This is a genomic window from Dyadobacter sandarakinus, assembly GCF_016894445.1.
Classification (GTDB): Bacteria; Bacteroidota; Bacteroidia; order Cytophagales; family Spirosomataceae; genus Dyadobacter; species Dyadobacter sandarakinus.
In genome coordinates, this window is record NZ_CP056775.1 from 5,689,707 (window position 1) to 5,713,647 (window position 23,941).

At 48.8% G+C, this 23,941-nt stretch carries 18 protein-coding genes and 1 tRNA gene; 12 read left to right on the forward strand and 7 right to left on the reverse strand.

All coding sequences use genetic code 11. The annotated features are described in order from the left end of the window. The first annotated feature begins 28 nt into the window (after positions 1 to 28). Positions 29 to 1,720: a hypothetical protein gene (locus tag HWI92_RS23615; RefSeq protein WP_204659878.1), complete on the forward strand. Its 1,692-nt coding sequence runs from the start codon at positions 29 to 31 to the stop codon at positions 1,718 to 1,720. A 105-nt stretch (positions 1,721 to 1,825) separates the two neighbouring features. Continuing rightward, entirely contained in the window at positions 1,826 to 2,440 is a 615-nt protein-coding gene (locus tag HWI92_RS23620; protein ID WP_204659879.1) for a hypothetical protein, read from the forward strand. A gap of 55 nt (positions 2,441 to 2,495) precedes the next feature. On the opposite strand, the gene HWI92_RS23625 is transcribed toward HWI92_RS23620, so the two are convergent. Further along, a complete protein-coding gene (locus tag HWI92_RS23625) occupies positions 2,496 to 2,972 on the reverse strand; it encodes an Lrp/AsnC family transcriptional regulator (RefSeq protein WP_204659880.1) in 477 nt (158 codons plus the stop codon). Positions 2,973 to 3,160: 188 nt separating this feature from the next. Here HWI92_RS23625 and metH point away from each other — a divergent pair, with 188 nt between their 5' ends. From metH to HWI92_RS23645, 4 genes are all read left to right on the forward strand, one after another. Next, the gene (metH, locus tag HWI92_RS23630; RefSeq protein WP_204659881.1) at positions 3,161 to 6,982 is read left to right on the forward strand and encodes a methionine synthase; all 3,822 of its coding nucleotides are present in this window, start codon (positions 3,161 to 3,163) and stop codon (positions 6,980 to 6,982) included. Between the two features lie 227 nt (positions 6,983 to 7,209). Beyond that, positions 7,210 to 7,728, forward strand: coding sequence for a nuclear transport factor 2 family protein (locus HWI92_RS23635; RefSeq protein ID WP_204659882.1), 519 nt, complete (start codon positions 7,210 to 7,212; stop codon positions 7,726 to 7,728). A 111-nt stretch (positions 7,729 to 7,839) separates the two neighbouring features. Continuing rightward, positions 7,840 to 9,078, forward strand: a complete 1,239-nt coding sequence (locus tag HWI92_RS23640; RefSeq protein ID WP_204659883.1) for a NupC/NupG family nucleoside CNT transporter — start codon at positions 7,840 to 7,842, stop codon at positions 9,076 to 9,078. Between the two features lie 149 nt (positions 9,079 to 9,227). Further along, positions 9,228 to 10,154: a YihY/virulence factor BrkB family protein gene (locus tag HWI92_RS23645; RefSeq protein WP_204659884.1), complete on the forward strand. Its 927-nt coding sequence runs from the start codon at positions 9,228 to 9,230 to the stop codon at positions 10,152 to 10,154. A gap of 51 nt (positions 10,155 to 10,205) precedes the next feature. Here HWI92_RS23645 and sppA read toward each other — a convergent pair whose 3' ends face one another. Next, the gene (gene sppA / locus HWI92_RS23650; protein WP_204659885.1) at positions 10,206 to 11,972 is read right to left on the reverse strand and encodes a signal peptide peptidase SppA; all 1,767 of its coding nucleotides are present in this window, start codon (positions 11,970 to 11,972) and stop codon (positions 10,206 to 10,208) included. A gap of 188 nt (positions 11,973 to 12,160) precedes the next feature. Here sppA and HWI92_RS23655 point away from each other — a divergent pair, with 188 nt between their 5' ends. Continuing rightward, positions 12,161 to 12,667: a SixA phosphatase family protein gene (locus tag HWI92_RS23655; protein WP_204659886.1), complete on the forward strand. Its 507-nt coding sequence runs from the start codon at positions 12,161 to 12,163 to the stop codon at positions 12,665 to 12,667. Position 12,668: 1 nt separating this feature from the next. Next, a complete protein-coding gene (locus tag HWI92_RS23660; RefSeq protein WP_204659887.1) occupies positions 12,669 to 12,872 on the forward strand; it encodes a hypothetical protein in 204 nt (67 codons plus the stop codon). Positions 12,873 to 12,875: 3 nt separating this feature from the next. On the opposite strand, the gene xerD is transcribed toward HWI92_RS23660, so the two are convergent. Further along, positions 12,876 to 13,772: a site-specific tyrosine recombinase XerD gene (xerD, locus tag HWI92_RS23665; protein ID WP_204659888.1), complete on the reverse strand. Its 897-nt coding sequence runs from the start codon at positions 13,770 to 13,772 to the stop codon at positions 12,876 to 12,878. 40 nt (positions 13,773 to 13,812) lie between these two features. Between xerD and aroQ the strand changes: the two genes are divergently transcribed. Continuing rightward, on the forward strand, positions 13,813 to 14,232 hold the full coding sequence (aroQ, locus tag HWI92_RS23670; protein WP_204659889.1) for a type II 3-dehydroquinate dehydratase: 420 nt from the start codon (positions 13,813 to 13,815) through the stop codon (positions 14,230 to 14,232). 559 nt (positions 14,233 to 14,791) lie between these two features. On the opposite strand, the gene HWI92_RS23675 is transcribed toward aroQ, so the two are convergent. Continuing rightward, positions 14,792 to 17,281, reverse strand: a complete 2,490-nt coding sequence (locus tag HWI92_RS23675) for a M14 family zinc carboxypeptidase (RefSeq protein WP_204659890.1) — start codon at positions 17,279 to 17,281, stop codon at positions 14,792 to 14,794. A 252-nt stretch (positions 17,282 to 17,533) separates the two neighbouring features. On the opposite strand from HWI92_RS23675, the gene HWI92_RS23680 reads away from it, so the two are divergent. Together HWI92_RS23680 and HWI92_RS23685 are read left to right on the forward strand one after the other, a co-directional pair. Beyond that, positions 17,534 to 17,605: transfer RNA gene (locus HWI92_RS23680), tRNA-Glu, on the forward strand. A gap of 276 nt (positions 17,606 to 17,881) precedes the next feature. Further along, positions 17,882 to 20,092 (forward strand): T9SS type A sorting domain-containing protein, encoded by a 2,211-nt coding sequence (locus HWI92_RS23685; protein WP_204659891.1) that lies wholly within the window; start codon positions 17,882 to 17,884, stop codon positions 20,090 to 20,092. 60 nt (positions 20,093 to 20,152) lie between these two features. On the opposite strand, the gene HWI92_RS23690 is transcribed toward HWI92_RS23685, so the two are convergent. The 3 genes from HWI92_RS23690 to HWI92_RS23700 form a co-directional block, all read right to left on the reverse strand. Beyond that, positions 20,153 to 20,560, reverse strand: coding sequence for a hypothetical protein (locus tag HWI92_RS23690; RefSeq protein ID WP_229248526.1), 408 nt, complete (start codon positions 20,558 to 20,560; stop codon positions 20,153 to 20,155). A 13-nt stretch (positions 20,561 to 20,573) separates the two neighbouring features. Beyond that, positions 20,574 to 20,756: a type II toxin-antitoxin system HicA family toxin gene (locus tag HWI92_RS23695; protein WP_204659892.1), complete on the reverse strand. Its 183-nt coding sequence runs from the start codon at positions 20,754 to 20,756 to the stop codon at positions 20,574 to 20,576. A 76-nt stretch (positions 20,757 to 20,832) separates the two neighbouring features. Next, positions 20,833 to 21,936 (reverse strand): MBL fold metallo-hydrolase, encoded by a 1,104-nt coding sequence (locus HWI92_RS23700; protein WP_204659893.1) that lies wholly within the window; start codon positions 21,934 to 21,936, stop codon positions 20,833 to 20,835. A 125-nt stretch (positions 21,937 to 22,061) separates the two neighbouring features. Between HWI92_RS23700 and HWI92_RS23705 the strand changes: the two genes are divergently transcribed. Then, positions 22,062 to 23,933: a CocE/NonD family hydrolase gene (locus tag HWI92_RS23705; RefSeq protein ID WP_204659894.1), complete on the forward strand. Its 1,872-nt coding sequence runs from the start codon at positions 22,062 to 22,064 to the stop codon at positions 23,931 to 23,933. Positions 23,934 to 23,941: the final 8 nt, after the last annotated feature.

Below are 23,941 nucleotides of genomic sequence, written 5' to 3' on the forward strand. Positions count from 1 at the left end.
CTTTGGTAAGCATAACTGTACAGACACTTTGAAGTTTTTCCTGCTATTACTCTGGGGCATCATTGCCTGCGTTATAGGCACCTTCTTTGCGCTTATAACGGTAAGTACCGTCAATATTCCGCAAGGCGACGATCTTTACTGCCTGCTGAACTTCACCCAGGATTTTCAGGATACGGCTGCTTTTTCAGAGCGGTTCCGTCTTCTGACGGAGCAATGGGTTGAGCACCGGATATTTTTCTCGCGCTTCTCGGCCTTGCTTTCGTACTGGCTGCATGGCAAGGTCAACTTTGTAACCATCACTTTGATCGGAAATGCATTTTTGCTTACCCTGACCTTCATGTTCAGAACGCAGCTGGCAATGCTGGGTCTCAAACATCCTGTTTACCTGCTGCCTGTTGTTTTTGCATTGTTTAATCCGGTGACCTACGAGGCCAATGTATGGGCCGGAGCAGCCACCGTGTACATGCCGGTTTGCTTTTTCGGATTGCTGGTGCCTTTCCTGCTGGCACGCACCGGACGCGGCTGGTTTGTAGCAGCCATACTCACAGCCATCGTGGCCACGCTTTCTTTCGGCAATGGAATGTTCGCATTTTTGTCGGGGTTGCTGGTACTCGTTTACAGGGGAAGGTTCAAACACGCGGCTTTGTGGATCGTCGTAGCCTTTCTTTCAGTCTCTGGCTATTTTTACGGACTTGAAATGCACAGCGCCACCAAATCCTTCGGAGGGATGGAAGTGCATTTTCAGCACCCGGAGTACCTGCTTTACAACCTGCTCGTATTTGTGGGCGGGATGTTCAGCTACGTGGATAATACCAACCAGCATTTCCGCATAGATAATGTGCCTGCGCTGCTGATGGGGGCATTGTTGCTGGGTATCATTGCCTGGGGTGCCTTAAACATACTTTTTCACAAAGCAACGATGTTCCCGGAAAGAGCCAGATTGGCCTGGTTGGGCATGGCAAGTTTTGTCTGCATTACCGCCGCTGCAATGAGTTATTCCAGGACTTTCGGGCAAAGCATGAATACCGTTTCAAGCCGGTACCGCATTTATTCCATGGTGTTCTTTATTCTGGCATACCTGTGGTGCCTGATGTATTTTCAGAGAAAGAAACCAGTGGCTGTGCTGTATGGAATTTCCGGATTTTTGCTGCTGGTTTTTAGCTATTTTGTCAATTATGAACACCTGGCTACGTCCCACACAACGCTTCGTGCCGGACTGTACAATTACATTCAGAACCACGACTGGCTGATATATAGGCATACGGCCTATTATGCCCCGGCCAGCGTTGCCGTCAGCGATAGTATTTCACGAAAAAAAGATTCTGTTTTTGACTTCAGACAGCCTTTTCCGCAGCTTACACAGGCTGCCTTGTTGCAGGCCGATACGCTGCCGGGCGTGACCATACTGCCTCTTGATAACTGCTATGGAAAACCGGGCAGCTGCATTTCCCTGAGCAGTGATGCATTCCCTGCGGTACCTAATGTGCACAAAGGAGTTTATATCGTCGTGTACAATGCATCTGACATTTACCTGTTTCCGGCAAGTCCGCTCAAAAACGGGCGTATGAACATGCTGAAAACAGGTAATTATTTCAAAGAAGGGTTTTCTGCTCTGGTTGATTACGGATCGGCACTTCCGCAACCGGCGGATTATCAGCTGGCAGTTTTTTGTCCCTCCCTCCGCTCGGGCCAGCTCCGCCGCATCAGCCGGCATTTGTGATTTCTGACCAGGTAAATAAAATTTATCCGGTTTGCAACGACCGGTAACATGGTGGCGTACTGCCTTGTGAAGTGTTTTTTGTTGTTTTTTAAATCCGTATTTACCATGAGGAAAATTTCACTTTTGCTGATCGTAATGGCTGCCATCTGGTTTGGGGCCTGTCAGAACAACAATGAGGCGGTACCCGATAATGTGGAAGAAGCTGCGGGTCTGGATATGGTAGCAGCTTCGGCTGCAAGGTATTCGGTGGCAAATGATTCTGTAACAGCGGGCAAATGCAGGGGTAAGCTTACGGAAGTGGCGCCCGACAGTCTGCCGGCTTCTGTTACTTCGTACATCACAAGCACCTATCCCGGTGCTTCCATCACGTTTGCTGCCCAGGATCAATCGGGAAAAACGGTCGTAGCGATTACATTGGCCGATGGGTCCGTGAAAGGTCTGCTGTTTGGAACGGACGGACTTTTCAGTCAGGAGCTCGCCCACCACAAGCACAAGGCGCAGCTCACCAGGGTCGACTCAGCGGCATTGCCGGCTGCCATCACCGGTTATATTACAACCCACTATGCAGGAGCTTCCATCAGGGTTGCGGCTACCAATGCGGCCGGGGAATACTTTGTGGCTGCGACGCTGAATGGTACCGAAAAAGTATTACTGTTCAATGCAGACGGTACTTTCAACAAAGAATTAGACAAGCCTGCAAAGCGGCGCAAAAAGCATTGAAAAACTTTTGTTAGGGGTGAGTTGGAATACGGTCCTGGACTTTCCGGGTCCGTATTTATTTTTTCTGGACACTCATTTCCAGCGCAGAGGAATTCTTGATTTCTCCCATCACAAACAGGCTGTGTGTACTGCCGATATTATCCAGGGAACCAAGCTTTTGCATCAGAAACTGCTGGTACTGCGACATATCTTCCACCACTACTTTCAGCAAAAAATCATAATCGCCTGAAATGTTGAAGCATTCGGTCACTTCGGACATGGCAAGTACCGCTTTCACAAACTTTTCACCCATAGTCTTGGAGTGTTCCTTCAGGGCGATATTGCAGAACGCCATCAGCTTTTTACCTACTTTCTCCCGGTCTATCAAAGCAACGTACTTCCGGATCACACCTTCCTTTTCAAGCCGCCTCACCCGCTCATAAACCGGCGTGTAGGAGAGATTCAGCTTTTCAGATAATTCCCTAGTTTTCAGCGTGGCATCCTGTTGCAGCAGGTGCAGGATTTTGACGTCCGTTTCATCAAGATTATACATAGATAGAATATCTTAAATCATTTTTATGGCTGCGCTAAGGTAGATAAATAGTTTACTACTTTGCATGTAGCTGGATGTTTAGTCTGAACCTTTCCAGATTATTGAATAAAAAATCTATTAACTTAACTTTGCCGATGTTTGCCGCGCGCAAACGTGAATCAAGGCGAAAATCCTGAAATGAAAAAATAATGATAGCTACACAAAAGGCAGATATCCGGGAAATCCTCAAAAATCGTATTCTGGTGCTCGACGGTGCCATGGGTACGATGATCCAGCGGTACAAATTGGAGGATCATGATTACCGTGGAGAGCGCTTTAAGGACTGGCCCCATGAAGTGAAAGGAAACAATGACCTCCTCTCGCTGACCCGGCCTGATATCATCAAGGAAATTCACGCCGCGTACTTTGATGCCGGTGCTGATATAGCAGAAACCAACACGTTTTCGGGCACCACCATTGCCATGGCTGACTACGGCATGGAGGAGCTGGTGTACGAGCTGAATTACGAGTCGGCCCGGCTGGCCCGGGAAGTAGCCGATGTTTATACTGAGAAAAATCCCGACAAGCCGAGGTTCGTGGCAGGTTCCATGGGTCCTACCAACCGTACTGCTTCCCTCTCGCCGGATGTGAACAATCCGGGATATCGTGCCATCAGCTTTGATCAGCTGGTAACAGCATACTATGAGCAGATAAAGGCATTGACGGATGGCGGCTGCGACATCCTGCTTGTCGAAACTATTTTTGATACCCTCAATGCAAAAGCAGCGCTTTTTGCCATAGACCAGTTTTTTACGGATGCCAAGAACGGAAAGGTAGCAGCGCAGCCTGGATGGAAGATTGAGCCGGGAGAAACATTGCCGGTCATGATCTCAGGTACCATCACGGATGCTTCCGGAAGGACACTTTCCGGGCAAACCACCGAGGCTTTCCTGACCTCAGTATCGCACCTTCCGTTGCTTTCAGTAGGATTGAACTGCGCACTGGGTGCGGACCTGATGCGACCATATGTGCAGATCCTGGCTAATGAAGCGCCTTTTTATACTTCTGCACACCCCAATGCAGGCTTGCCCAATGAAATGGGAGAGTACGATGAAACCCCTGAACAAATGGGTGAGGTGATTGACGGGTTTTTGAAAGACAACCTGATCAACATCATAGGCGGCTGCTGCGGCACCACGCCGGATCACATCAGGGTCATCGCCGATCTTGCACAAAAACACCGGCCCAGAACCCTGCCGCAGACGGAGACGGTTATGAAGCTTTCGGGGCTTGAACCCGTGAAGATCAATGCATTAACCAACTTCGTGAACATAGGTGAGCGATGCAATGTGACGGGGTCCAAAAAGTTTGCGCGGCTTATCCGGGAAAGCAAATACGACGAGGCGCTTACAATCGCGCGTGAGCAGGTAGAGAGCGGCGCGCAGGTCATAGACGTGAACCTGGACGAAGGAATGATCGACGGGGTAGAGGCCATGAAAACATTTGTGAACCTGATTGCCTCTGAACCTGACATTTCCAAAGTACCCCTGATGATCGACTCGTCCAAATGGGAGGTGATCGAGTCGGGATTGAAGTGCGTGCAGGGTAAATCCATTGTTAACTCTATCTCCCTCAAAGAAGGCGAAGAGAAGTTCAAGGAGTCGGCCCGGACTGTGCTGCGCTACGGAGCTGCGACGGTGGTGATGGCTTTTGACGAAAGAGGCCAGGCCGACAATTTTGAAAGACGGGTGGAAATATGCTCCCGCGCTTACAGGATTTTGGTAGAAGAAGTCGGATTTCCGCCTGAGGATATCATTTTTGACCCCAACATCCTGACGGTAGCGACGGGTATGGAGGAACATAATAATTACGCTGTCGACTTTATCAATGCGGTAAGATGGATCAAGGAAAACCTGCCGCATGCAAAGGTGTCGGGAGGGGTATCCAACGTATCGTTTAGTTTCAGGGGGAATGAGCCCGTACGCGAGGCTATCCATACTGCTTTCCTGTACCATGCAATTCGTGCCGGTATGGATATGGGGATTGTAAATGCAGCTCAGATCGGTATTTACGACGAAATTCCGAAAGACGTGCTCGAACTGGTAGAGGATGTACTGCTCAACCGGAGAGCCGACTCTACGGAACGGCTGGTTGCTTACGCCGAAACGGTTAAGGATAAGGGTAAAACCCAGTCCGGACCTGACCTTACCTGGCGGCAGCTGCCGGTAAAAGAGCGCCTGGCGCATTCGCTGGTGAAAGGTATTGCAGATTATGTAGATGACGACGTGGAGGAATGCCGCCACCTTTTCGCCCGTCCGCTGGAAGTGATTGAAGGACCGTTGATGGACGGGATGAGCATTGTGGGAGACTTGTTTGGGGAAGGTAAAATGTTCCTGCCACAGGTTGTAAAATCTGCCCGGGTCATGAAAAAAGCCGTAGCCTACCTGCAGCCCTTTATTGAGGAAGAAAAAACGGAGGGAAGCTCGGCGGGCAAAATTCTGCTGGCCACGGTCAAAGGTGACGTGCATGATATCGGAAAAAACATTGTGGGTGTGGTACTGGGCTGCAACAACTACGAGATCATTGACCTTGGTGTAATGGTGCCGACGGACAAAATACTTGCTGCGGCAGAAGAACATAATGTCGATATCATCGGACTTTCCGGGCTGATCACACCTTCACTGGATGAAATGGTGGGTGTGGCCAAAGAAATGGAGCGGCGGAACTTCAAAATGCCGCTGCTGATTGGCGGAGCTACTACTTCCAGGATACATACTGCAGTGAAAATTGACCCCAATTACTCCGGAGCTGTGATACACGTGCTGGATGCATCCCGCTCCGTGCCGGTCGCAGGTAAGCTTATCCAGAGTGAAAAAAGTCAGGCTGAGGTGATGGCAGACATCAAGTCGGAATATGCCAAGCTACGGGAAGACCACGCCAGGAAAGGAACAGAAAAGGCTTTTGTCCCCATTGAAAAAGCGAGAGAAAACAAGGCAAAGATTGATTGGACTAACTTCAGGGCAGTAAAACCCCAGTTCCTGGGCACCCGGGTATACGAAAATTATAGCCTCGCAGAAATCGCCCGGTATATAGACTGGACGCCATTTTTTCAGACCTGGCAACTCCACGGCAAGTATCCCAAGATTTTTGAGGATAAAACCGTGGGGAAAGAAGCGATGAAGTTGTATGAGGATGCAGCCGTATTACTGGGTCAGATCATCCGCGACAAAAGTCTTCAGGCTCGTGCCATCGTAGGCTTCTGGCCGGCAAATGCGATTCAGGACGACATTGTATTGCATCATTTTGAAGAAGAAAGCCGCCAGGTAGCCTGTGAAAGGCACGGTTCACACGAGCACATCGAATACAAGATCAGCAAGCCCGGCCTGGATAACCTGCATGCCGGTGAGCTGGTTGCAGACACGGCTGTGGTGCTGCACCACCTGCGCCAGCAAAGTCAGAAAGCGGCTAACCTGCCCAACTATTGCCTTTCCGACTTTGTGGCCCCGCTTGAAACCGGCCACCAGGATTACCTTGGAGCCTTTGCGGTAACTGCAGGAATCGGCATCGAAGCATTGATCGAGAAGTATGAGGCCGACCATGATGATTATAACAGCATTATGATCAAAGCATTGGCAGACAGACTTGTGGAAGCATTTACGGAACTGATGCATGAGAAAGTTCGGAAGGAGCTTTGGGGGTACGATAAAAACGAGACCCTCACAAATGAGGAGCTGATTAAGGAAGAATATGCCGGCATCAGGCCGGCGCCGGGTTACCCTGCCTGTCCTGATCATACCGAAAAACGCATGTTGTTTGATCTCTTGGGTGCTGAAAAGCTGGGCATTACCCTGACCGAAAGCTATGCAATGTACCCGGCCAGCAGCGTGAGCGGCTGGTACTTTTCGCATCCCGACAGCCGGTACTTCCCCGTGGGCAAGATTTTCAGGGATCAGGTAATGGATTATGCTGCCCGTAAGAATATGCCGGTGGAGGAAATTGAAAAATGGCTGTCACCTGTTTTAGGATATTAACAAGTACCATTCTTGTAATATTTACAGAGAGCGGCCCAGGCCGCTCTTTTTTGTGCATTCCAATATAATTTTTTAGAGGGTTTGTACGTAATCAGGTGGGATGCCGTAGCATGATCAGGTATTTATACGCTATTTTCTGAGGTTTTCTATGTCGATATTTGTAATGGATTAATCGAAGACTTTTTATAGTTTAATCTATTAGCCATGAATTTTATTATCTCTTAGCCGTGAAAAAGAATATCTCTGTATTTATCCTGCTGATTCTGCTTGCTTCATCTTTCAAGTACCGCTCGAAAGCAAGAGAAGCCAGTATTGTTTCCGTGCCCAATGCGGCTGAAAAAGCAGCCTGGGCGGAAAAGGCTGCATTCGATAGTTTGATGGTACATCTGGACGAAGCCAACAGGCAACTTGCCGCAGGTAACACCATGCCGCTGAAAAAACTCTGGTCCGGGCGCGAAGATGTTACTTTTCTTTGCGCCGGTGCCAGAAAGGATGCCAAGGGTTGGAAGGCAGTAGAAACGTCGTTGCAGCAGTTTGCCAAAGATCTGCCGCAGCATAACCAGTTTACCAGCGAAACCATTGCGACGTACAAAGGCAAAGACCAGGCATGCATCCTGCAAAAAGAGCGCTACCTGCCCGCAAATGGTAAAGGAGTGACCATCCAGGCCACTACACTGGTCAGAAAAGAAATGAATGCCTGGAAAATCGTGCACAAGCAGGCTGATATTTTACCATCCGGCAAATAAACCAAGTACTCTTTCCTCGTTCCGGACTGTGGCGGATATTTCTTTTGCCTGGCACCGATCCATAATTTTGTTTGTTATTTTGTGCTTCAGTTGAGGGGACAATTAATGAACATGGAAAGATTTACAGGACTGCTTGGTATTATTCTTATTCTCGGGATCGCATTTGCAATGTCCAACAACCGCAAGGCGATCAACTACCGCACAGTTCTGGTAGGATTGGGGCTGCAGTTCGGGCTGGCATTATTCATTTTACGTACAGACGTTGGCCGCGCTATGTTTCAGTGGCTGGGCGCAAAAGTTCAGAAGCTCCTTTCGTTCTCGGACAAGGGAGCTGATTTTGTTTTTGGGACACTCGTACGCCCTGAACTGATGCAACGTGCATTTGGGCCGGGCAATGATTTTGTATTCTTCTTCAAGGTTATTCCCACCATCATTTTCGTGGCTGTGCTCGTCAATATGCTGTATCACCTGGGTATTATGCAGCGTGTGGTTTCACTGATTGCCAGGGCCGTATACTGGCTCATGGGCGTGAGCGGGGCAGAGGCACTTTCTAATGTGGCAAGTACTTTCGTGGGTCAGGTGGAAGCGCAGATCATGATTAAGCCATATCTTAAAAACATGACCAAGTCGGAGCTGATGTCGTCCATGACGGGCAGTTTTGCATGTATCGCGGGTGGGGTTATGGCTGTTTACATATCGCTCGGAGTTCCTGCGCCATACCTTATCGCTGCCAGCCTGATGGCTGCGCCGGGTGCCCTGGTCATTTCCAAAATCGTTTATCCCGAAACCGAGCAGTCGGCTACCAAGGGTGCCGTGAAAATAGAAGTTCAGAAAAACCACGCCAACCTGCTTGATGCCATTGCAGCAGGTGCGGGGGAGGGTTTAAAAGTGGGGTTCAATGTCGTGGCCATGCTGATCGGGTTTATTGCCCTGGTTGCATTGCTGGATTACCTGCTTGGATTTATAGGCGGACTGTTGTCTTTTCCGCAGCTAAGTTTTAATTTCTTGCTGGGAAAAGTATTTGCCGTGTTTGCCTGGGCAATGGGCGTGCCGGGCAAGGATGTGGAGGCAGCTGGCTCTTTGATGGGTACCAAAATGGTGATCAATGAATTTGTGGCTTACCTCGATCTTGTCAAGCTCAAACCTACACTTGAAGATAAAACCCTGGTTATTACCAGTTTCGCATTATGCGGATTTGCCAATTTCAGCTCCATCGCCATCCAGGTAGGAGGGATCGGGGAGCTGGCACCCAGTCGCCGCGCCGACCTTGCCCGCCTGGGCTTCAAAGCGCTGATCTGCGGAACTTTGGCTTCATACATGTCCGCAACACTGGCGGGATTGCTGTTGTAAATACCGGCAATAAAAATGCATTGAACAGTCAACCCATTGTACTTCAATGGGTTTTCTGGTTTATAATGGTTTACAGGCTGCAAATGGCATGATTTATGTTTATACGTCGGGTATAAACGTACAATTTCATTGACAAGCACAACATGCCCATGAAAACCATTAAAAAGTATTTTTCCATCCTGAAAGAGAGCGGCAGCGAATTTCTGGATGACAACGGACTTAAACTGAGTGCTGCACTCTCTTACTATACGATTTTTTCACTGGCGCCCATGCTGCTGGTAATCATCTCCATTTTCAGCATTTTCTTCGGGCGTGATGCCATTCAGGGTGAATTGTTTGGTCAGATAAAAGGCTTGGTGGGTGCCAGTGCGGCTGCCCAATTGCAGGAAATCCTTAAAAATGCAGAGCTCTCCAACAAGTCGGGCCTGGCGGCGGGCATCGGGATCGCCACCCTCCTCGTGGGTGCTACCGGGGTATTTGCCGAAATGCAGGACTCGATCAATTACATATGGTCCATCAAATCGAAACCAAAAAAAGGTTGGCTGCAATACCTTAAAAACCGCCTGATCTCTTTTTCACTCATACTTACCCTGGGCTTTTTGCTGGTAGTATCGCTGGGAGCGAGCGCGCTGGTAGATGTACTCAGTAATCGTCTCGAGCGGGTTTTTTCCGAAGCTTCGGTAATCCTCTTTTATATGGTAAACCTTGCGCTCGTACTTGCCGTCATTACAGCATTGTTCACGGTAATTTTCAAGGTTTTGCCCGATGGCGACCTGCGCTGGAAGGAGTGTATTGTGGGTGCAAGCTTTACAGCGATTCTTTTCCTGATCGGTAAATTCGTGATCAGTTTTTACCTGGGCAAATCGGACCTTGGCGCAGCTTACGGAACCTCAGCTTCCATTGTAATCCTGCTCACGTGGATTTACTACTCTTCCATTATCCTCTATTTCGGGGCAGAATTTACGAAAGTATACGCCAGACAGGATGGAGCAGGCATAACTCCCAACAAGCATGCTGTACTGGTAATAAGGCAGGAGGTTGACAGCAAAGCTCCCCGGCGAGTACCGGCCGGATAAAAAAGAGAGGGATCCTTCACCGGAAGGATCCCTCTCTTTTTACAAAATATATTACTGGATTTTCAGCTCAAATGGCATCCGCGCCTGCGTTCCGCCCATATTCAGCAGTTTCTTGTACATGCTTACATAAGGTGCGAGTGACCCCAGGTTCTTCTGCATGGCTTTTTCTTCGTTGTTGCCCATTACTTTGGTCAGCAGCTCATCCAGAGGTCTTTTCTTTTCGGGATAGTACCTTACGCGGTACTCGCCTTCGCTGAGTTTAGCAGCTTTCGCGGCAATTTTAATTGCATCGTCAATACCTCCGAGCACGTCTACCAAACCATTGGCTTTTGCTTCTGCACCGGACCATACCCGGCCCTGTGCCAGGCTGCGCAGTTTTTCAACGGACATTTTACGACCTGCCGCTGCTTTTTTGGTAAATGTATCGTATCCCTCGTTAACGCTTTTCTGAACCATTGCCTTTTCAAATTCCGTCATTTCGCGGGTGGCGGTCGGCCAGTCGGCGTGAGGACTGGTACCTACTCCGTCGAAGGTAATACCCAGCTTGTTGTTCATAAAGTCGGTAACATTGAAAATCAATCCGAAAATCCCGATAGAACCCGTGATGGTATTGGGTTGAGCCACGATTGTATCACATCCCATGGCCATATAGTAGCCACCAGAAGCTGCTACGTCCGACATGCTGGCGATGACAGGCTTGCTTTTCGCGGTCAGCTGAATTTCCCGCCACATAACGTCGGAGGCCAGCGCGCTGCCGCCCGGAGAGTTGATACGGATCACGACGGCCTTGACGCGATCGTTTTCACGGATTTTCTTAAGTTCTTTCACAAAACGTTCCGAGCCGATAGACTCATCTCCGCCTTCGCCCGAGGTAATTTCACCTTCGGCCACCAGTACGCCGACACGCTTGTTGAAATCGCCCTCATCTGCCGAAGTGTCGCCCTGCAGGTACTTGTCGATTCCTACAAATGCAATGTTCTTTTTAGCATCAATGCGCAGGTCTTTCCTGATGTAGCTTTCAAGCTCGTCCGCATAGCCCAGGTGGGTCACAAGTTTGTTTTTCAAGGCCGACGCCGGGTTTTCCAGGCCAAGTGAATCGGCCAGGCTTTTAAGTTGCTCTACCGGAACACCCCGGGAAGCCGATATATTTTTGAGGTAGTTGTTATTAATGGCGGTAATCAGTTCCAGCGATTGCTTTTTGCTGGCCTCGCTCATATCCGAGCGTGAGAACATCTCTACTGCGCTTTTGAATTCACCTACCCGGAAAACCAGCGGCTTCACGCCCAGCTTGTCAAAAGTGCCTTTAAAAAAGCTGTATTCGGCCGAAAGCCCATTCCATTCCATGCCTCCTGCCGGGTTCAGGTAAATCTTATCCGCTACCGAGGCAACGTAATATCCTTTTTCAGAATACGTCTCTCCGTACGTAACAATGAATTTTTTCGATTTTTTGAATTCCAGCAGCGCATTGCGGATTTCTTCCAGCGTAGCCCAGCCAGCCTCCGGACCTTCTGTTTTCAGGTAAATACCCTTGATACTGGCATCTGTACGCGCGGTTTTGAGTGCATCGAGGATGTCCTTCAAACCAAGAACATTGTCACCGCCGGAAAATGGGCCGCCGATTTCAGCAAAAGGATTTTCAACACCTACTTCCTGAATGGGCTGGTTGAGGTCAAGTTTCAGGACTGATTTTTCATCAATCACCACTTTTTCCTCGGAGGAAAATGAACTGCCGATGCCAATCAGAATCACAAAGGAAAGAACGAGGAACAGCATAATGCCCACGAAGGTGGCGAGGACATACTTGAGAAATTGCAACATATTGTATGGGACTGGATTTACTCTTGATTTACCTAAACAACAAAAATATAGATTAATAATCGCGTCAGCTACGAGAAATAATGTCAAAAGGTTGATAGCGGTCCTAAGTGGCGGCAGCCGTACAATTTTCCCGGAGGCACATCTTAATTACCCATAGAGTTTTTTTATGTTTGGAAAAAATTACCGGAATGAAAAAAACACTCATTCTGGTCCGCCACGCCACTGCTGAGGACCAGAGTTTCAGGATGAAGGACTTTGACCGTAACCTCAACAACAAGGGGCTGTCAGAGGCGGAGGCTATGGGCAAGTGGATGGCTGCCGGGCAGATCGGGGCTGAGATTTGGGTGACAAGCCCTGCATCCAGGGCTTACAAAACAGCAGAGATCATGGCAAAGCTGCTTGATGTGGCGCCAAGTACATTTGTTTCTGTACCTGAAATCTACGACGGAGGCCCTAAAGCTTACCTGCGGGCGGTTAATACCACGCACGTGGATGCGGAAAGCGTGATCCTGTTCGGGCATAATCCGGATATCACCTACTTTGCGGAATATCTTTCAGGTGCCGACCTGGGTACCATGGACAAAGGTGCCGTCGCGATCATCGAGTTTGAAGAGCAGGAATGGATTGAAATATCCGCGAAAACCGGAAAGCTTGTACTTTACAAAACGCCGCAGCAGGTGAAAGAGGGAAAGTAGCATGGGTCAGTCAAACCGGAATCGCAAGATCTTTATTATCGTTTTCATCTCGTTCGTAGCGCTGTTTGCGTATATCTCGTACGACATGTCCAGCCGCACCACCGCGCCCTGGAACAGGCCCAAACAACTCAATAGGGCACTGCCCGGCGCAACCCCGGATGCCGACTCGCTTAAACTCGATTCCCTGCTTGAAGAGGTAAAATAGCCTTTATCCCCGCGGGTGAAACTCGGTGACAACCTGTCGCAGGTAATCACGGTCAAGGTGCGTGTAAATTTCCGTAGTCGTGATTGATTCATGGCCGAGCATCTCCTGCACGGCACGCAGGCTTGCGCCGCCCTCAATCAGGTGCGTTGCAAATGAATGCCTGAAAGTATGCGGACTTACATTTTTGTGGATCCCGGCTTTTTCGGCCAGGTCTTTGATGATCAGAAAAATCATGACCCGGGTCAGCTGCTTCCCGCGACGGTTCAGGAACAGGATATCTTCACTGCCTTTGGCCGGCGCAATCTCGGGGCGCACCTCATCCAGGTAAATGCGGGTATATTTCACAGCTTCCCGGCCAATAGGAACCAGGCGCATCTTATCACCTTTACCCGTAATGCGCATAAATCCGATATCGAAATGACAGTTGGTCAGTTGAAGGTCCGTCAGCTCCGACACACGCAGGCCGCAGCTGTACAGCACTTCTACGATCGCGCGGTTGCGGGTGCCTTCGGGTGTGGAATGGTCGATCACCGACAGCATGGATTCAATCTCTTCGTAGGAAAGCACGTCGGGCAGCTTGCGCGGCAGGCGTGGCGATTCCAGCAGCTCGGTAGGGTCTTCGCTGATTTCATTTTCCAGTAAAAGATACTTGTAAAATGCCTTGATTCCCGACAACATCCTGGCCTGGGAGTGCGCTGCCATGCCCAGTTCAGCCAGGTAGCGCAGGTAGCCGGAGAGGTGGGTTTCCGTTATCTGAACCGGAGTAAGCGCTATTTTCGACAGGTTCAGGTATTCTTCGAGCTTCTCAACATCACGTACATAGGCCTCCACGGAGTTGCCCGACAGTGACCGTTCGAGCCGGAGGTAGTTTTTGAAATGTTTAATGTAGCTTTGCCACATACCGGTTTTGAAACAATTTACGCAATACTGTTACAAACAAATGAAAAAGATACTGATCCTGAATGGCCCTAATCTGAATCTGCTTGGGAAAAGAGAGCCCGGCATTTACGGTAACCAGTCATTTGAGGAATACTTTGAAACCCTGAAAAATCTGTTTCCTGAGGTTGAACTTCATTACTTTCAGTCTAACCACGAAGGCGCACTCATTGACAAGATTCATGAGACCGGATTTTCATTTGACGGTATTATCATCAATGCGGGAGGTTATACGCACACCTCGGTTGCCCTGGCAGATGCATTGTCGTCCGTAACCACGCCTGCGATAGAGGTACACATATCCAACATCCACGCCCGTGAGCCCTTCCGCCACCACAGCTATCTCACCTCACGCTGCAAAGGAATGATCTGCGGGCTGGGGATGAGGGGGTATGAGATGGCGGTTAGGAGTTTTAATGACTGAATGAGTGAATGACTGAATGATTGAATTTTGAGTGAGTGAATTAGTGAGGGAGTGAGTGAATGAATTTTGAACGATTGCATTCTGAGCGAGTAAATGATTGAATGACTGAATGAATTTTAAATTACTGAATTAGCGAGTGAGTGAGTGAATTTTGAACAACTGAATGGCTGGATTTTAAGTAACTAAATAACTGAATGATTGCACGTTGAGTTCTGAATGACTGAATTTTGAATGAGTGAATTTGAAGGTAGTAAATCAAAGAATTAGTGAGTTTTGAATGGATGAATGCTAAACCACTATTCACTCAAACTTCAAACACTAACTAAAAACTCGATCATTCATGCACTCACATTCAACCATTCAAAATCTACTCACTCACTCGCTAATTCACTCACTCACATTCAACCATTCCAAATCTACTCACTCACTCACTAATTCACTCACTCAAAATTCAGTCATTCATTCATTCAGTCATTCAAAATTCACTCACTCGCTCCCTCACTCACTCACAACTAAACTATTCAATCATTCAGTCATTCAGTTATTCAAAACTCCCCCCTCACCTAAACACTGCATTGCTAAACAAAACTTGCCCGTTGTAAAGCATGGACCGGAATACGGGATCGTCCATCATGTAGATCACTTTGCCGCGGCCGAGTTCCTGTACGCCGAAGATCAGCGTGTTTTTTAGCTTGCCTGCCATTTTTGCACCAACAAACCCGGCCCGGTAGTTGTTTTCAGCCAGGTAGCCTACATTCCAGCCATCTTTCAGGTAATCGCGCTCATAAGCATCGCGAACAAGCGTGACGTATTCTTTTGAACAACCGAATGCCAGCGGGTGTGTAGCGTCCATATTGACCATAAACATGCTTCCCGGTGAGGTTTCGCCGGCTTCCTCACGTTCCTGGTCTGCATATTTTCTGAGTGGATTTTCGTCTTTTTTCTTGTCAGAAGTTTTCCGTGACAATGCAAAAGCGCCCTTTCCGATAAATGCGTCGGTTGCGCGCTCCATGGCGATCAGCCTGCCGCCGTTCCTGATCCAGCTTTGAAGTGCATCCAGTTGCTTGTCGCCAAGCAGGTCGCTGTACCGGCCATCGGGGAGGATCAACACGTCTATTTCATTCCAGGGCAGGGATGCGAGCCGGCTTCCGTCCACGATGGTGAGCGGATACTGAATCTGCTGCTCAAAGTAGTGCCATACTGCCCCGAAAGAAGTGGGAGAAATTCCGTTTCCGGATACAGCGACTACTTTTGGTGCCGTCATAGAAGCTACATGGTCGTCACCGAAATCGGCTCCGGAAGTCACAAAGCCCGTGGCCACAGGAGTCAGTTTTACGTGATGCTTGTTGGCGATTGCAGTAACAACTTTGTCGAAATCGGGACGTTCGTTCCCTTTTTTGGTAATTACCAGTGTACCGGCATCAAACGTAATCTTATCAGTTTCAAAAGGTACATTGGATGTTTTGACAAGGAGGCGATTCCTGAGCAGCTCGGCCAGAAACCTGGCATCTTCCACTTCCGACCACCGTGCCAGGTAGGCATATACAGGCGCGGCAGAAGGTGTATTTTCAACTTTAACAGGCTGATAGGCCGCTGGTACCAGCTTTTCTTTAACACCATAGGCTTTCAGACCAAAAATGTAACCCAGTCCCCAGCTGGTTACATCGTAAGTCACCGAGTCTTCCAATACAGGTCTTGGTTCAAACAGTACCCGCAGCAGGTTTGATTTAGGCTGGTAGGCACTGATCAGCAGATCATTGCTTTCAATTTTCAAGGCTTCCTCGGAAACGTTTACCAGGTCGGTGCCGCGCGTGGAAATCGACTTGCCTGCTACGCCGAAAGTAATGCCCTGCCTGCCCAGCCACTCTGCAAAATAGCGCACACGCTCCTCGCTGCCTTTTGTTTTTACGATGTAGGATTTGAAAACGCCCGCAGGTGCAGTGGCTGCATCGGCATGGAATTTAATAAACTCACTAACTACTTTTTCTTTTTGAGAAAGTACAGCTTCCAGTGTAGCCAGGCTGGTGGCATAATGGTGGTCAATGCGGTTTTTCAGCGTCAGTGTATCGTTTTCATCCTTGCGTTCGATACCCAGCCCGGCCCGGCCGCCGCCGCCCTGCTCGTAAGTTACTCCGATCGCCCCGTTCATGGTAGGCCAGGTATCGCCGTAGCTTGGGTAAAAGAGGTCGTAGTTGTAGCGCGTAAAGTACGCCCAGTTGTTTTTATCAAAATACTTGCGGCAGTACTCGCCGATCAGGTTGTTGAACTGGCGTTGCCACGCGGTGATATCTTTGTGGTAAGGTTTCGCTGCGGGAGGGAAGTAGTAGCTTCTCGACGGACCCATTTCGTGAAAGTCTGCATGGAAATGGGGCATCCATTGATTGTAAACCACAATGCGCTCCCGGGTTTCCTTCTGTGTCTGCCAGGCCCAGTCGCGGTTCAGGTCAAAAAGATAGTGATTAAACCGCCCGCCCGGCCAGGGCTCATCATGTTCGAGGCCAAACGGTGTGGCATCGGGAATGGCATTTTGTACGCGGTTGTACCATTGCGTATATCGTTCATAGCCATCAGGATTAATGCACGGATCAATCAGGATCACCATGTTTTTGAGGAAATCCTGGGTGAGAGCATTCTGCTTGTTCAGCAGTTCGAAGATCACCTGCATACTCACATTAGCCGAAACCGACTCGTTACCATGTACATTGTAGCTCAGCCATACAATGGGCGGGACACTGGCATCGGGCTTTCCTTCGAGCATCCCGATGCTTTTCAGGTGATTCGTCCGTATCGTTTCCAGTTTACTGATGTTTTCGGCCGAGGAAATAAAAGCAAGCATCAGCGGCCGTCCTTCATTCGTGGAGCCATACTGTACCAGCTTCATCTGACCCGGATTTTGCGATTGTACCAGCCGGAAGTAATCAATGATCTGGCTGTGAAAAGTAAACTTGGCGCCAAGCGGATAACCCAGGAACTGCTCGGGAGAGGAGGTCTGGGCAAAGGTTTGATGGGTAATGGTCAGGAACAGGATAATGCGGATAACTCTGAGCATGGGAAACAGTTTGATACCGGGAAGCCCAAATTTAGAAAGTTGAAGCTATTTAATGGGCTTGCCGGTATTGATTAAAAAAAGTTTTGTTTTGAAGGTACTGGAAATGAGAGTCATAGAAAATAGTTGAATTTTATTTGCGTCAGCGGCTTGTTATTTAAAATCCGAGCCTGCATCTTTGCACCACGTTTTCGGAAAAGGAAGCGAGAAAGTGAAAGAAAGTGCTTGAAAAACGCGCGAAGTAGGAGACCAGTCGGCCCATTCGTCTAGCGGTTAGGACACGACCCTTTCACGGTTGAAACAGGGGTTCGATTCCCCTATGGGTCACAAAACCGTGCGAGAGCACTTTCAATCATTGCAAAAACCGTCTTGTTTCAGGACGGTTTTTTTGTTTTATTCGCTTTCACACTACACCTGCACTTTCCTCTCTTTCAAGCATTTCCGGCAAGCCTTCATCTTGTACCCGGTTGCAAGGTTGCATTATCCTGCGTCTTGCAAATGTATTTGTAATAGTTTGTAGTATATTTGACTTAAAAAATAGAATTATTTAATAAATAAGTCATGTTTTTTGCGTAACGAATTGTGAACAAATCTTTACAGGCTATGAATTTTTTACTCAAACTTGTTATTGCGGGAGGGATTGTGTGTCCGTTGGCGGCAGCTCCAATAGACAGCATGGTGAATGTATCGGGTGGTACTGACAGTCTGCTTGTGAATGATGTTGATGAAAATGAAGGAAAGGGTGGTTCGGCTACACTTCTGGATCTGAACAATTCCTACACGATTGCAAATCCCTATGTTAATCCGGACGATGCGCCTTTTACCATTTCAACCAAAAGAACCGCCGAAGCAGCTGCGCCACTGGCTGCCAGGGTTTCCTGTGGCGGGCGTATATGGACCGACGGCGAGTATCTCGGAAGAACCCAGGACGACCGGCCTGTTTATACCCGCATTACAGAAAACCGCATTTATCTGAACTGGGCCGGTGAAGTCTCAGGTAATATTTTCATTCTTTTTCACCTGAAAGAAGGCACTTTTCCTGCTACCAGTCAGAACGATGTGCTGATCAATGCCTGCGTCAATCCCGTCGATCCCAGCACGGCGCGGGTCAATCTGCTCGGCCGGCGCGGCGATGTGATCACCTGTAACAACATTGATATGGTCAATGGCGACAGGCTTGGAGTGTTCGTGGATAACGGAGCACAGACTTTTCAGTACATCAAATATGTAGACGGCCTGCTCCGCGTCATGATCAAGCAGGGGATTAATGATACCCGTAATGACAACTACACTATGAGCCTCATGCCCGAAACCATCCAGGAGGCGCACGGCAGTACCATGGATGCTAAATACAAGGGCAAATTTACACTTGACATGCTCAATGGTTGTTTCTGGCCGGTTGCACCTAAGCCTGCTACGCCGCTGGCAGATTCCAATTGTCCCTCTGGTCCTGTACTGAGTGGAAGTCCGGGTAACATCAGCCAAACAGGTCTGCGATTCAACTATACCGGAAGTGGCATCAGCACGATCAAGTGGCGGATCAAATCCAATGGTACAGAGGTGCGCTCCGGCACGACCATTGATCTGGGAGGAAGTACCAGCGTTACCATCGGATACTTATCACTATCACCGGGTACCTACATCCTCGAAATTGAAGGCGGAAACTGTTCGTCTACCATCAGCTCCACAGCATTTACTATTGAGCAGCCAGGCATCCCCAACTGTCAGAACGGTCCCGCCATCAACGGCATCAGCAACATTACACCTGCCAGCGCAACCATAGCATACGGTGGATCTAACCTGCATATTTTCTCATGGCGCATTCTGCAAAATTCATACGCAGTGGCCAGCGGACAAACGGATTACATCAGCAACAACTCAGCTGCACTGGTATTTAACTACCTTAATAATGGAAATTACACGCTGGAAGTTACACCCGTAGATTGCAAGGCTGCTCCCGTGACACAGGCATTCAGCGTATCAGCCACAGATACCCGTCCGACCTGCCAGCGCGGCCCTAACCTGGTGTCTGTACTCAGCAGCAACAATAACGCTGTCGAATTTTTGTTTGATGGTGAAAACATCTTTGCCATTGACTGGAAGATCATGGACGGAACAACACCGGTACGTCAGAACCGGGTTGCGCCGCAGAGCAATCATCCGACTGCACAATTTGCCACCTTGCCCAATGGTGTGTATACCCTGCAGATCACGGGCGGCAACTGCAAGTCAACTGCCAGCGCCACACGGTTCGGGATCAACCTCCCGCTTCCCATTACGATTGCTAATTTCGAAGGGAAAGTGGCAGAGAAAGGTGTGGAGCTGAGCTGGGAAGTAGTGGCGGAGCAGGACGGCAAAGAATTTGAGATCCTGCGCTATGATGAGCAGCTCAAAAACGGCCGGACAATCGGGAAGGTAGCGCTGCTTGACCAGCGTACAGGCTGGTACCACTTCACCGACGAAAACCCTTTGATGGGCATCAACTACTACCAGTTAAAGCAAATTGATGCAGATGGTACTTTCACGAAGAGCAAGATCATTTCAGTAAATCCGATGCTCCTCACACAGACGATTGTGGCGCCCAATCCTGCCCAGGAATATGTGGACGTACAGTTTTCATCACGTACTTCAGGCTTGTCGGAAGTTCATATTTATAACAATGCGGGTGTGGCCGTAGGAGCTTCGCAGATCAGGATTACAGAGGGTAAAAACAGCCATCGCATCAACGTAAAGCGTTTTCCCGCAGGCAATTACTTTCTGAAAATCTCCCACGAAGGTGAAGAAAACAAGCTTCGTTTTACCAAGGTAAATTAGTTTGTTTTGTAAAAAGCTTAAAACACTCAGCCCCGGCGCAAGCCGGGGCTGAGTGTTTTTTTAATGTGCATAAATATGTACTTCGGAGAGTTGCAGGGCAAGTTGCCGGATGGTAGCTTCAATGCGCTCGGCTTGCCTGGCGGAAGGATGTTTCTTACCCGCTGCATATTGCCTGAGGAGGCTACCATTCAATCCGGTCATTTCCGCAATCCGGGTGATCTTCAGAAAGTTGAATTGTTCAAAGAAAGCGGTCAGATCATATTCAATCCTCATTTCATATGAATCAGGCTCCAAGGCATGAAAATCTAATAGTAGCTGTTTTATTTTTACCAAAAGCGCATCAACAGATTCAGCCTCTTCAACAATAAGGTTATCATCAAAAAGTACCCTGCCCCAAAGCATTCCTTCCCCACTTTCTACGATCAGCGTGATCAGGGTTTTTGTTTCAAACTGTTGTACAACTTCCATAATCATGGTGTATTTACTTCAATCCTGCTTGCTTCAAAATACTGTTTAATGTTCCCGGTTTAAGATCTCCGCTGTGCATCGGTAGTGTAACCTTGCCTTTTTTCAATGGATGTTCCATTTGAAGGTGACTTCCTTTCTGACATTTTTCAATCCAGCCATCCTGCCTGAGCAGCTTCAAAAGTTCTTTTGAAGTCATTATGAAAAGAATAGTGTGTAGTAATGATCAAAAGTAACAAAATTGTTACTTTTTTAAAACTTTATTTATTCTAGTGTCACTCCGGCTGTAATGCCGGTACCTGCCACCATTCAGAAAATGTCTGCGATCCTTTCAGGTCTACTTTCTGGCCGATCATGGGTGTGACGAGCGGCATATGCTGCCTGCGTGCTTCGGTTACCGCGCGCTGGATTGGCTCATTCCAGTCATGGAGCGCGAGCGAGAACTTAGACCAGTGAACCGGCATGAGCCTGGCAGCCCGCAACTCCCCTGCGGCCGTCACCGTTTCTTCGGGCATCATATGAATGTATTTCCAGGCTTCATTGTATTGGCCGCATTCCAGCAGGGCCAGGTCAAAAGGACCAAATTGTTCCCCGATCTGCTTAAAGTGCTTGTCATATCCCGAGTCGCCTCCGATAAAGACCTTCATGGTAGGCGTTTGCAGCACAAATGAAACCCACAAAGCCTTGTTCCGGCTGAGACCCCGGCCCGAAAAGTGCCGGCCGGGTGTCACGTTCACTTTAAAACCACTACCCAGGTCTACAGTTTCGTTCCAGTCTTTTTCTTCCACCCTGGTCATATCGTATCCCCATCTTTCAAAATGCTCACCGGTACCCAGGCCGGTAATCACCTTACCCACTTTCGCCTTCAGTTTCATCACCGTGCGGTAATCCAGGTGGTCCCAGTGGTCGTGAGAAATCAGCAGATAGTCTATCGCGGGAAACTCCTCAACCGTATATACGTCGGTACCTTTGAAGCTGGGTGTAGTAAAGTGAATGGGAGAGGCGCTGCCGCTGAAAACGGGGTCTGCCAGAAAGGTCTTGCCGTCGATCTGCATGAAATAGGAGGAATGCCCAAACCATACCAGCACATTTTCATCTGGTCTCAAATGCAGCAAATCTGTTTTTTGGGATGGGATTGTGGCAGCGGGAATGTTGTATTTGCTTTTACCAAAGAAAAACTTCACCAGTACTTTCAGGTAGTTGGACCCTTCTGTCAGGTCCGGAGTAATGCTCTGGTTCTTGAACTGGCCGTCGCGGAAGTTAGGGGATTGTTTGATGCGTTCGAGCCGCGTACCGGAGGGCAGCCGGCCAAACTCGGGCTGCTGCATAAAAATAAGCACTGCCCCTGCCAGCACTGCCACAAAAATCAGGAATATCATGATGAATTTTATTAAAATACGTCTCATTGTTTAGCTGTGAGGCTCAATTGGGCAGGAAGGTAAAAAGTTTTCTAACACTTTCTTCCTTAATTTTGATCAGTGCTCATCTTCACTTACAGACTGTCATGAAAACAGGTATATTCGGTTGTTTGCTTCTGATTGTTGCATTTTCAGCCAGGGCTCAGCCGCGATCGGCTGCCGACACCAGTTGGATTAAAGCCAACTATTACAAAACCGAACAATACATTACCATGCGTGATGGCGTAAGACTGTTTACCGCCATTTATTCGCCCCGTGACTCCTCCCGGACATACCCGATCCTGATGCAGCGTACGCCTTACTCGGTAGCGCCTTATGGGATCGCCAATTACCGTCGCAGCCTTGGACCCAATCCGATGCTGATGCGCGAAAAGTACATCTTTGTTTACCAGGATGCACGTGGCCGTTACAAAAGTGAAGGTAACTTTCGCGAGATGACGCCTGCTATCGACAAAAAATCTGGTAACAGGGATGTGGACGAATCAAGTGATACCTACGATACCATCACGTGGCTGCTGAAAAATACCCGGAACAATGGAAAGGTAGGTCAGTCGGGCATATCTTTTCCGGGGTTTTACTCATCAGCTGCCCTGCCCGATGCCCATCCCGCGCTGGTAGCCGTGTCGCCGCAGGCACCTATGTCCGACGAGTTCATCGGCGACGATTGCTATCACAACGGTGCTTTTTTTCTGCTCGACAATTTCAGTTTTTACAGCGGTTTTGACGGGCCAAAAAGTGAAAACGGGGAGAATTACAAGTCTTTTTTCAATGCATCCTACCAGGACGCCTACAAGTATTTTCTTGATTTCGGGCCACTGAAAAAAGCCAATACCAGCGCCTACTTTTCGGATCCGAACAGTACCTGGCGGCAGGTAGTGGCGCATCCCGTTTATGATGAGTTCTGGCAGTCGCGCAACATCAAAAAGCATTTAAATAATATCAAACCTGCCGTGCTGGTGGTAGGAGGATGGTTTGATGCGGAGGATCTTTACGGTGCACTGAAAACCTACTCGGCCATTGAAAAACAATCGCCCGGCAATAACAGCAGGCTTGTGATGGGCCCGTGGACCCACGGCGGATGGGCGGCTTCTTCGTGGAAATCCTTTGCAGAGTACCAGTTTGGCGCGGATGTGAACAAGTTTTTCCAGGAAGAAATAGAAACACGTTTTTTTAACTACTACCTGAAAGGCACCGGTACTTTCGACCAGGCTGAGGTAACCGTTTTTGAAACCGGCTCCAATCAATGGAAAACCTACGACGTGTGGCCACCCAAAAATATGCAGCCCATGCCGCTGTATTTGCATAGCGGCGGAAAGCTGACCGAGGCTGCCGGCAGAACCGAAAGCAAATCGGAGTACACCAGTGAGCCGGCCAATCCTGTGCCATATACCAGCGTTACAAGCGGTCACCGCAACAACAAGTACATGGCGGAAGATCAACGCTTTGCATCATCCCGGCCCGATGTGCTGAGTTTTTCAACCGATTCACTTACGAAAGACATCACCATTACCGGTGAAATTGTGGCCAACCTGCTGGTGTCCATGACAGGCTCCGATGCTGATTTTATTGTAAAACTGATTGACGTATGGCCTGTCGGAGCCACTTTGCCGCCTGCCCGGGAGGGCGATAAGCCCGTCGTTATGGACGGCTACCAGCAGCTTGTGCGGGCCGAAGTGCTCCGCGGCAAGTTCAGGAACAGCTTTTCAAATCCAGAGCCTTTTGCCCGGAACAAGCCCGAAAAAGTAACCGTAAAGCTCAACGAAACAGCGCATACTTTCAAGAAAGGACACCGTATCATGGTGCAGGTACAAAGCAGCTGGTTTCCGCTGGTGGACCGCAATCCGCAAAAGTTCATGAATATTTTTGAAGCCAGTGAGTCCGACTTCCAGAGTGCCGGAATTACCCTGCACCAGGGAGGTGCGGAGGGTAGTCACGTGGTTTTGCCTGTTTTAAAATAACTTTCTGT

Excerpts from the sequence above, each read along its gene's own strand:
- HWI92_RS23695 (WP_204659892.1), bottom strand. The coding sequence starts at position 20,756 with ATGACTTCAAAAGAACTTTTGAAGCTGCTCAGGCAGGATGGCTGGATT.
- HWI92_RS23685 (WP_204659891.1), top strand. The coding sequence starts at position 17,882 with ATGAATTTTTTACTCAAACTTGTTATTGCGGGAGGGATTGTGTGTCCG.
- xerD (WP_204659888.1), bottom strand. The coding sequence starts at position 13,772 with ATGTGGCAAAGCTACATTAAACATTTCAAAAACTACCTCCGGCTCGAA.
- HWI92_RS23655 (WP_204659886.1), top strand. The coding sequence starts at position 12,161 with ATGAAAAAAACACTCATTCTGGTCCGCCACGCCACTGCTGAGGACCAG.
- HWI92_RS23675 (WP_204659890.1), bottom strand. The coding sequence starts at position 17,281 with ATGCTCAGAGTTATCCGCATTATCCTGTTCCTGACCATTACCCATCAA.
- HWI92_RS23660 (WP_204659887.1), top strand. The coding sequence starts at position 12,669 with ATGGGTCAGTCAAACCGGAATCGCAAGATCTTTATTATCGTTTTCATC.
- HWI92_RS23620 (WP_204659879.1), top strand. The coding sequence starts at position 1,826 with ATGAGGAAAATTTCACTTTTGCTGATCGTAATGGCTGCCATCTGGTTT.
- HWI92_RS23705 (WP_204659894.1), top strand. The coding sequence starts at position 22,062 with ATGAAAACAGGTATATTCGGTTGTTTGCTTCTGATTGTTGCATTTTCA.
- HWI92_RS23690 (WP_229248526.1), bottom strand. The coding sequence starts at position 20,560 with ATGGAAGTTGTACAACAGTTTGAAACAAAAACCCTGATCACGCTGATC.
- HWI92_RS23700 (WP_204659893.1), bottom strand. The coding sequence starts at position 21,936 with ATGATATTCCTGATTTTTGTGGCAGTGCTGGCAGGGGCAGTGCTTATT.
- HWI92_RS23625 (WP_204659880.1), bottom strand. The coding sequence starts at position 2,972 with ATGTATAATCTTGATGAAACGGACGTCAAAATCCTGCACCTGCTGCAA.
- HWI92_RS23640 (WP_204659883.1), top strand. The coding sequence starts at position 7,840 with ATGGAAAGATTTACAGGACTGCTTGGTATTATTCTTATTCTCGGGATC.
- HWI92_RS23645 (WP_204659884.1), top strand. The coding sequence starts at position 9,228 with ATGAAAACCATTAAAAAGTATTTTTCCATCCTGAAAGAGAGCGGCAGC.
- aroQ (WP_204659889.1), top strand. The coding sequence starts at position 13,813 with ATGAAAAAGATACTGATCCTGAATGGCCCTAATCTGAATCTGCTTGGG.
- metH (WP_204659881.1), top strand. The coding sequence starts at position 3,161 with ATGATAGCTACACAAAAGGCAGATATCCGGGAAATCCTCAAAAATCGT.
- sppA (WP_204659885.1), bottom strand. The coding sequence starts at position 11,972 with ATGTTGCAATTTCTCAAGTATGTCCTCGCCACCTTCGTGGGCATTATG.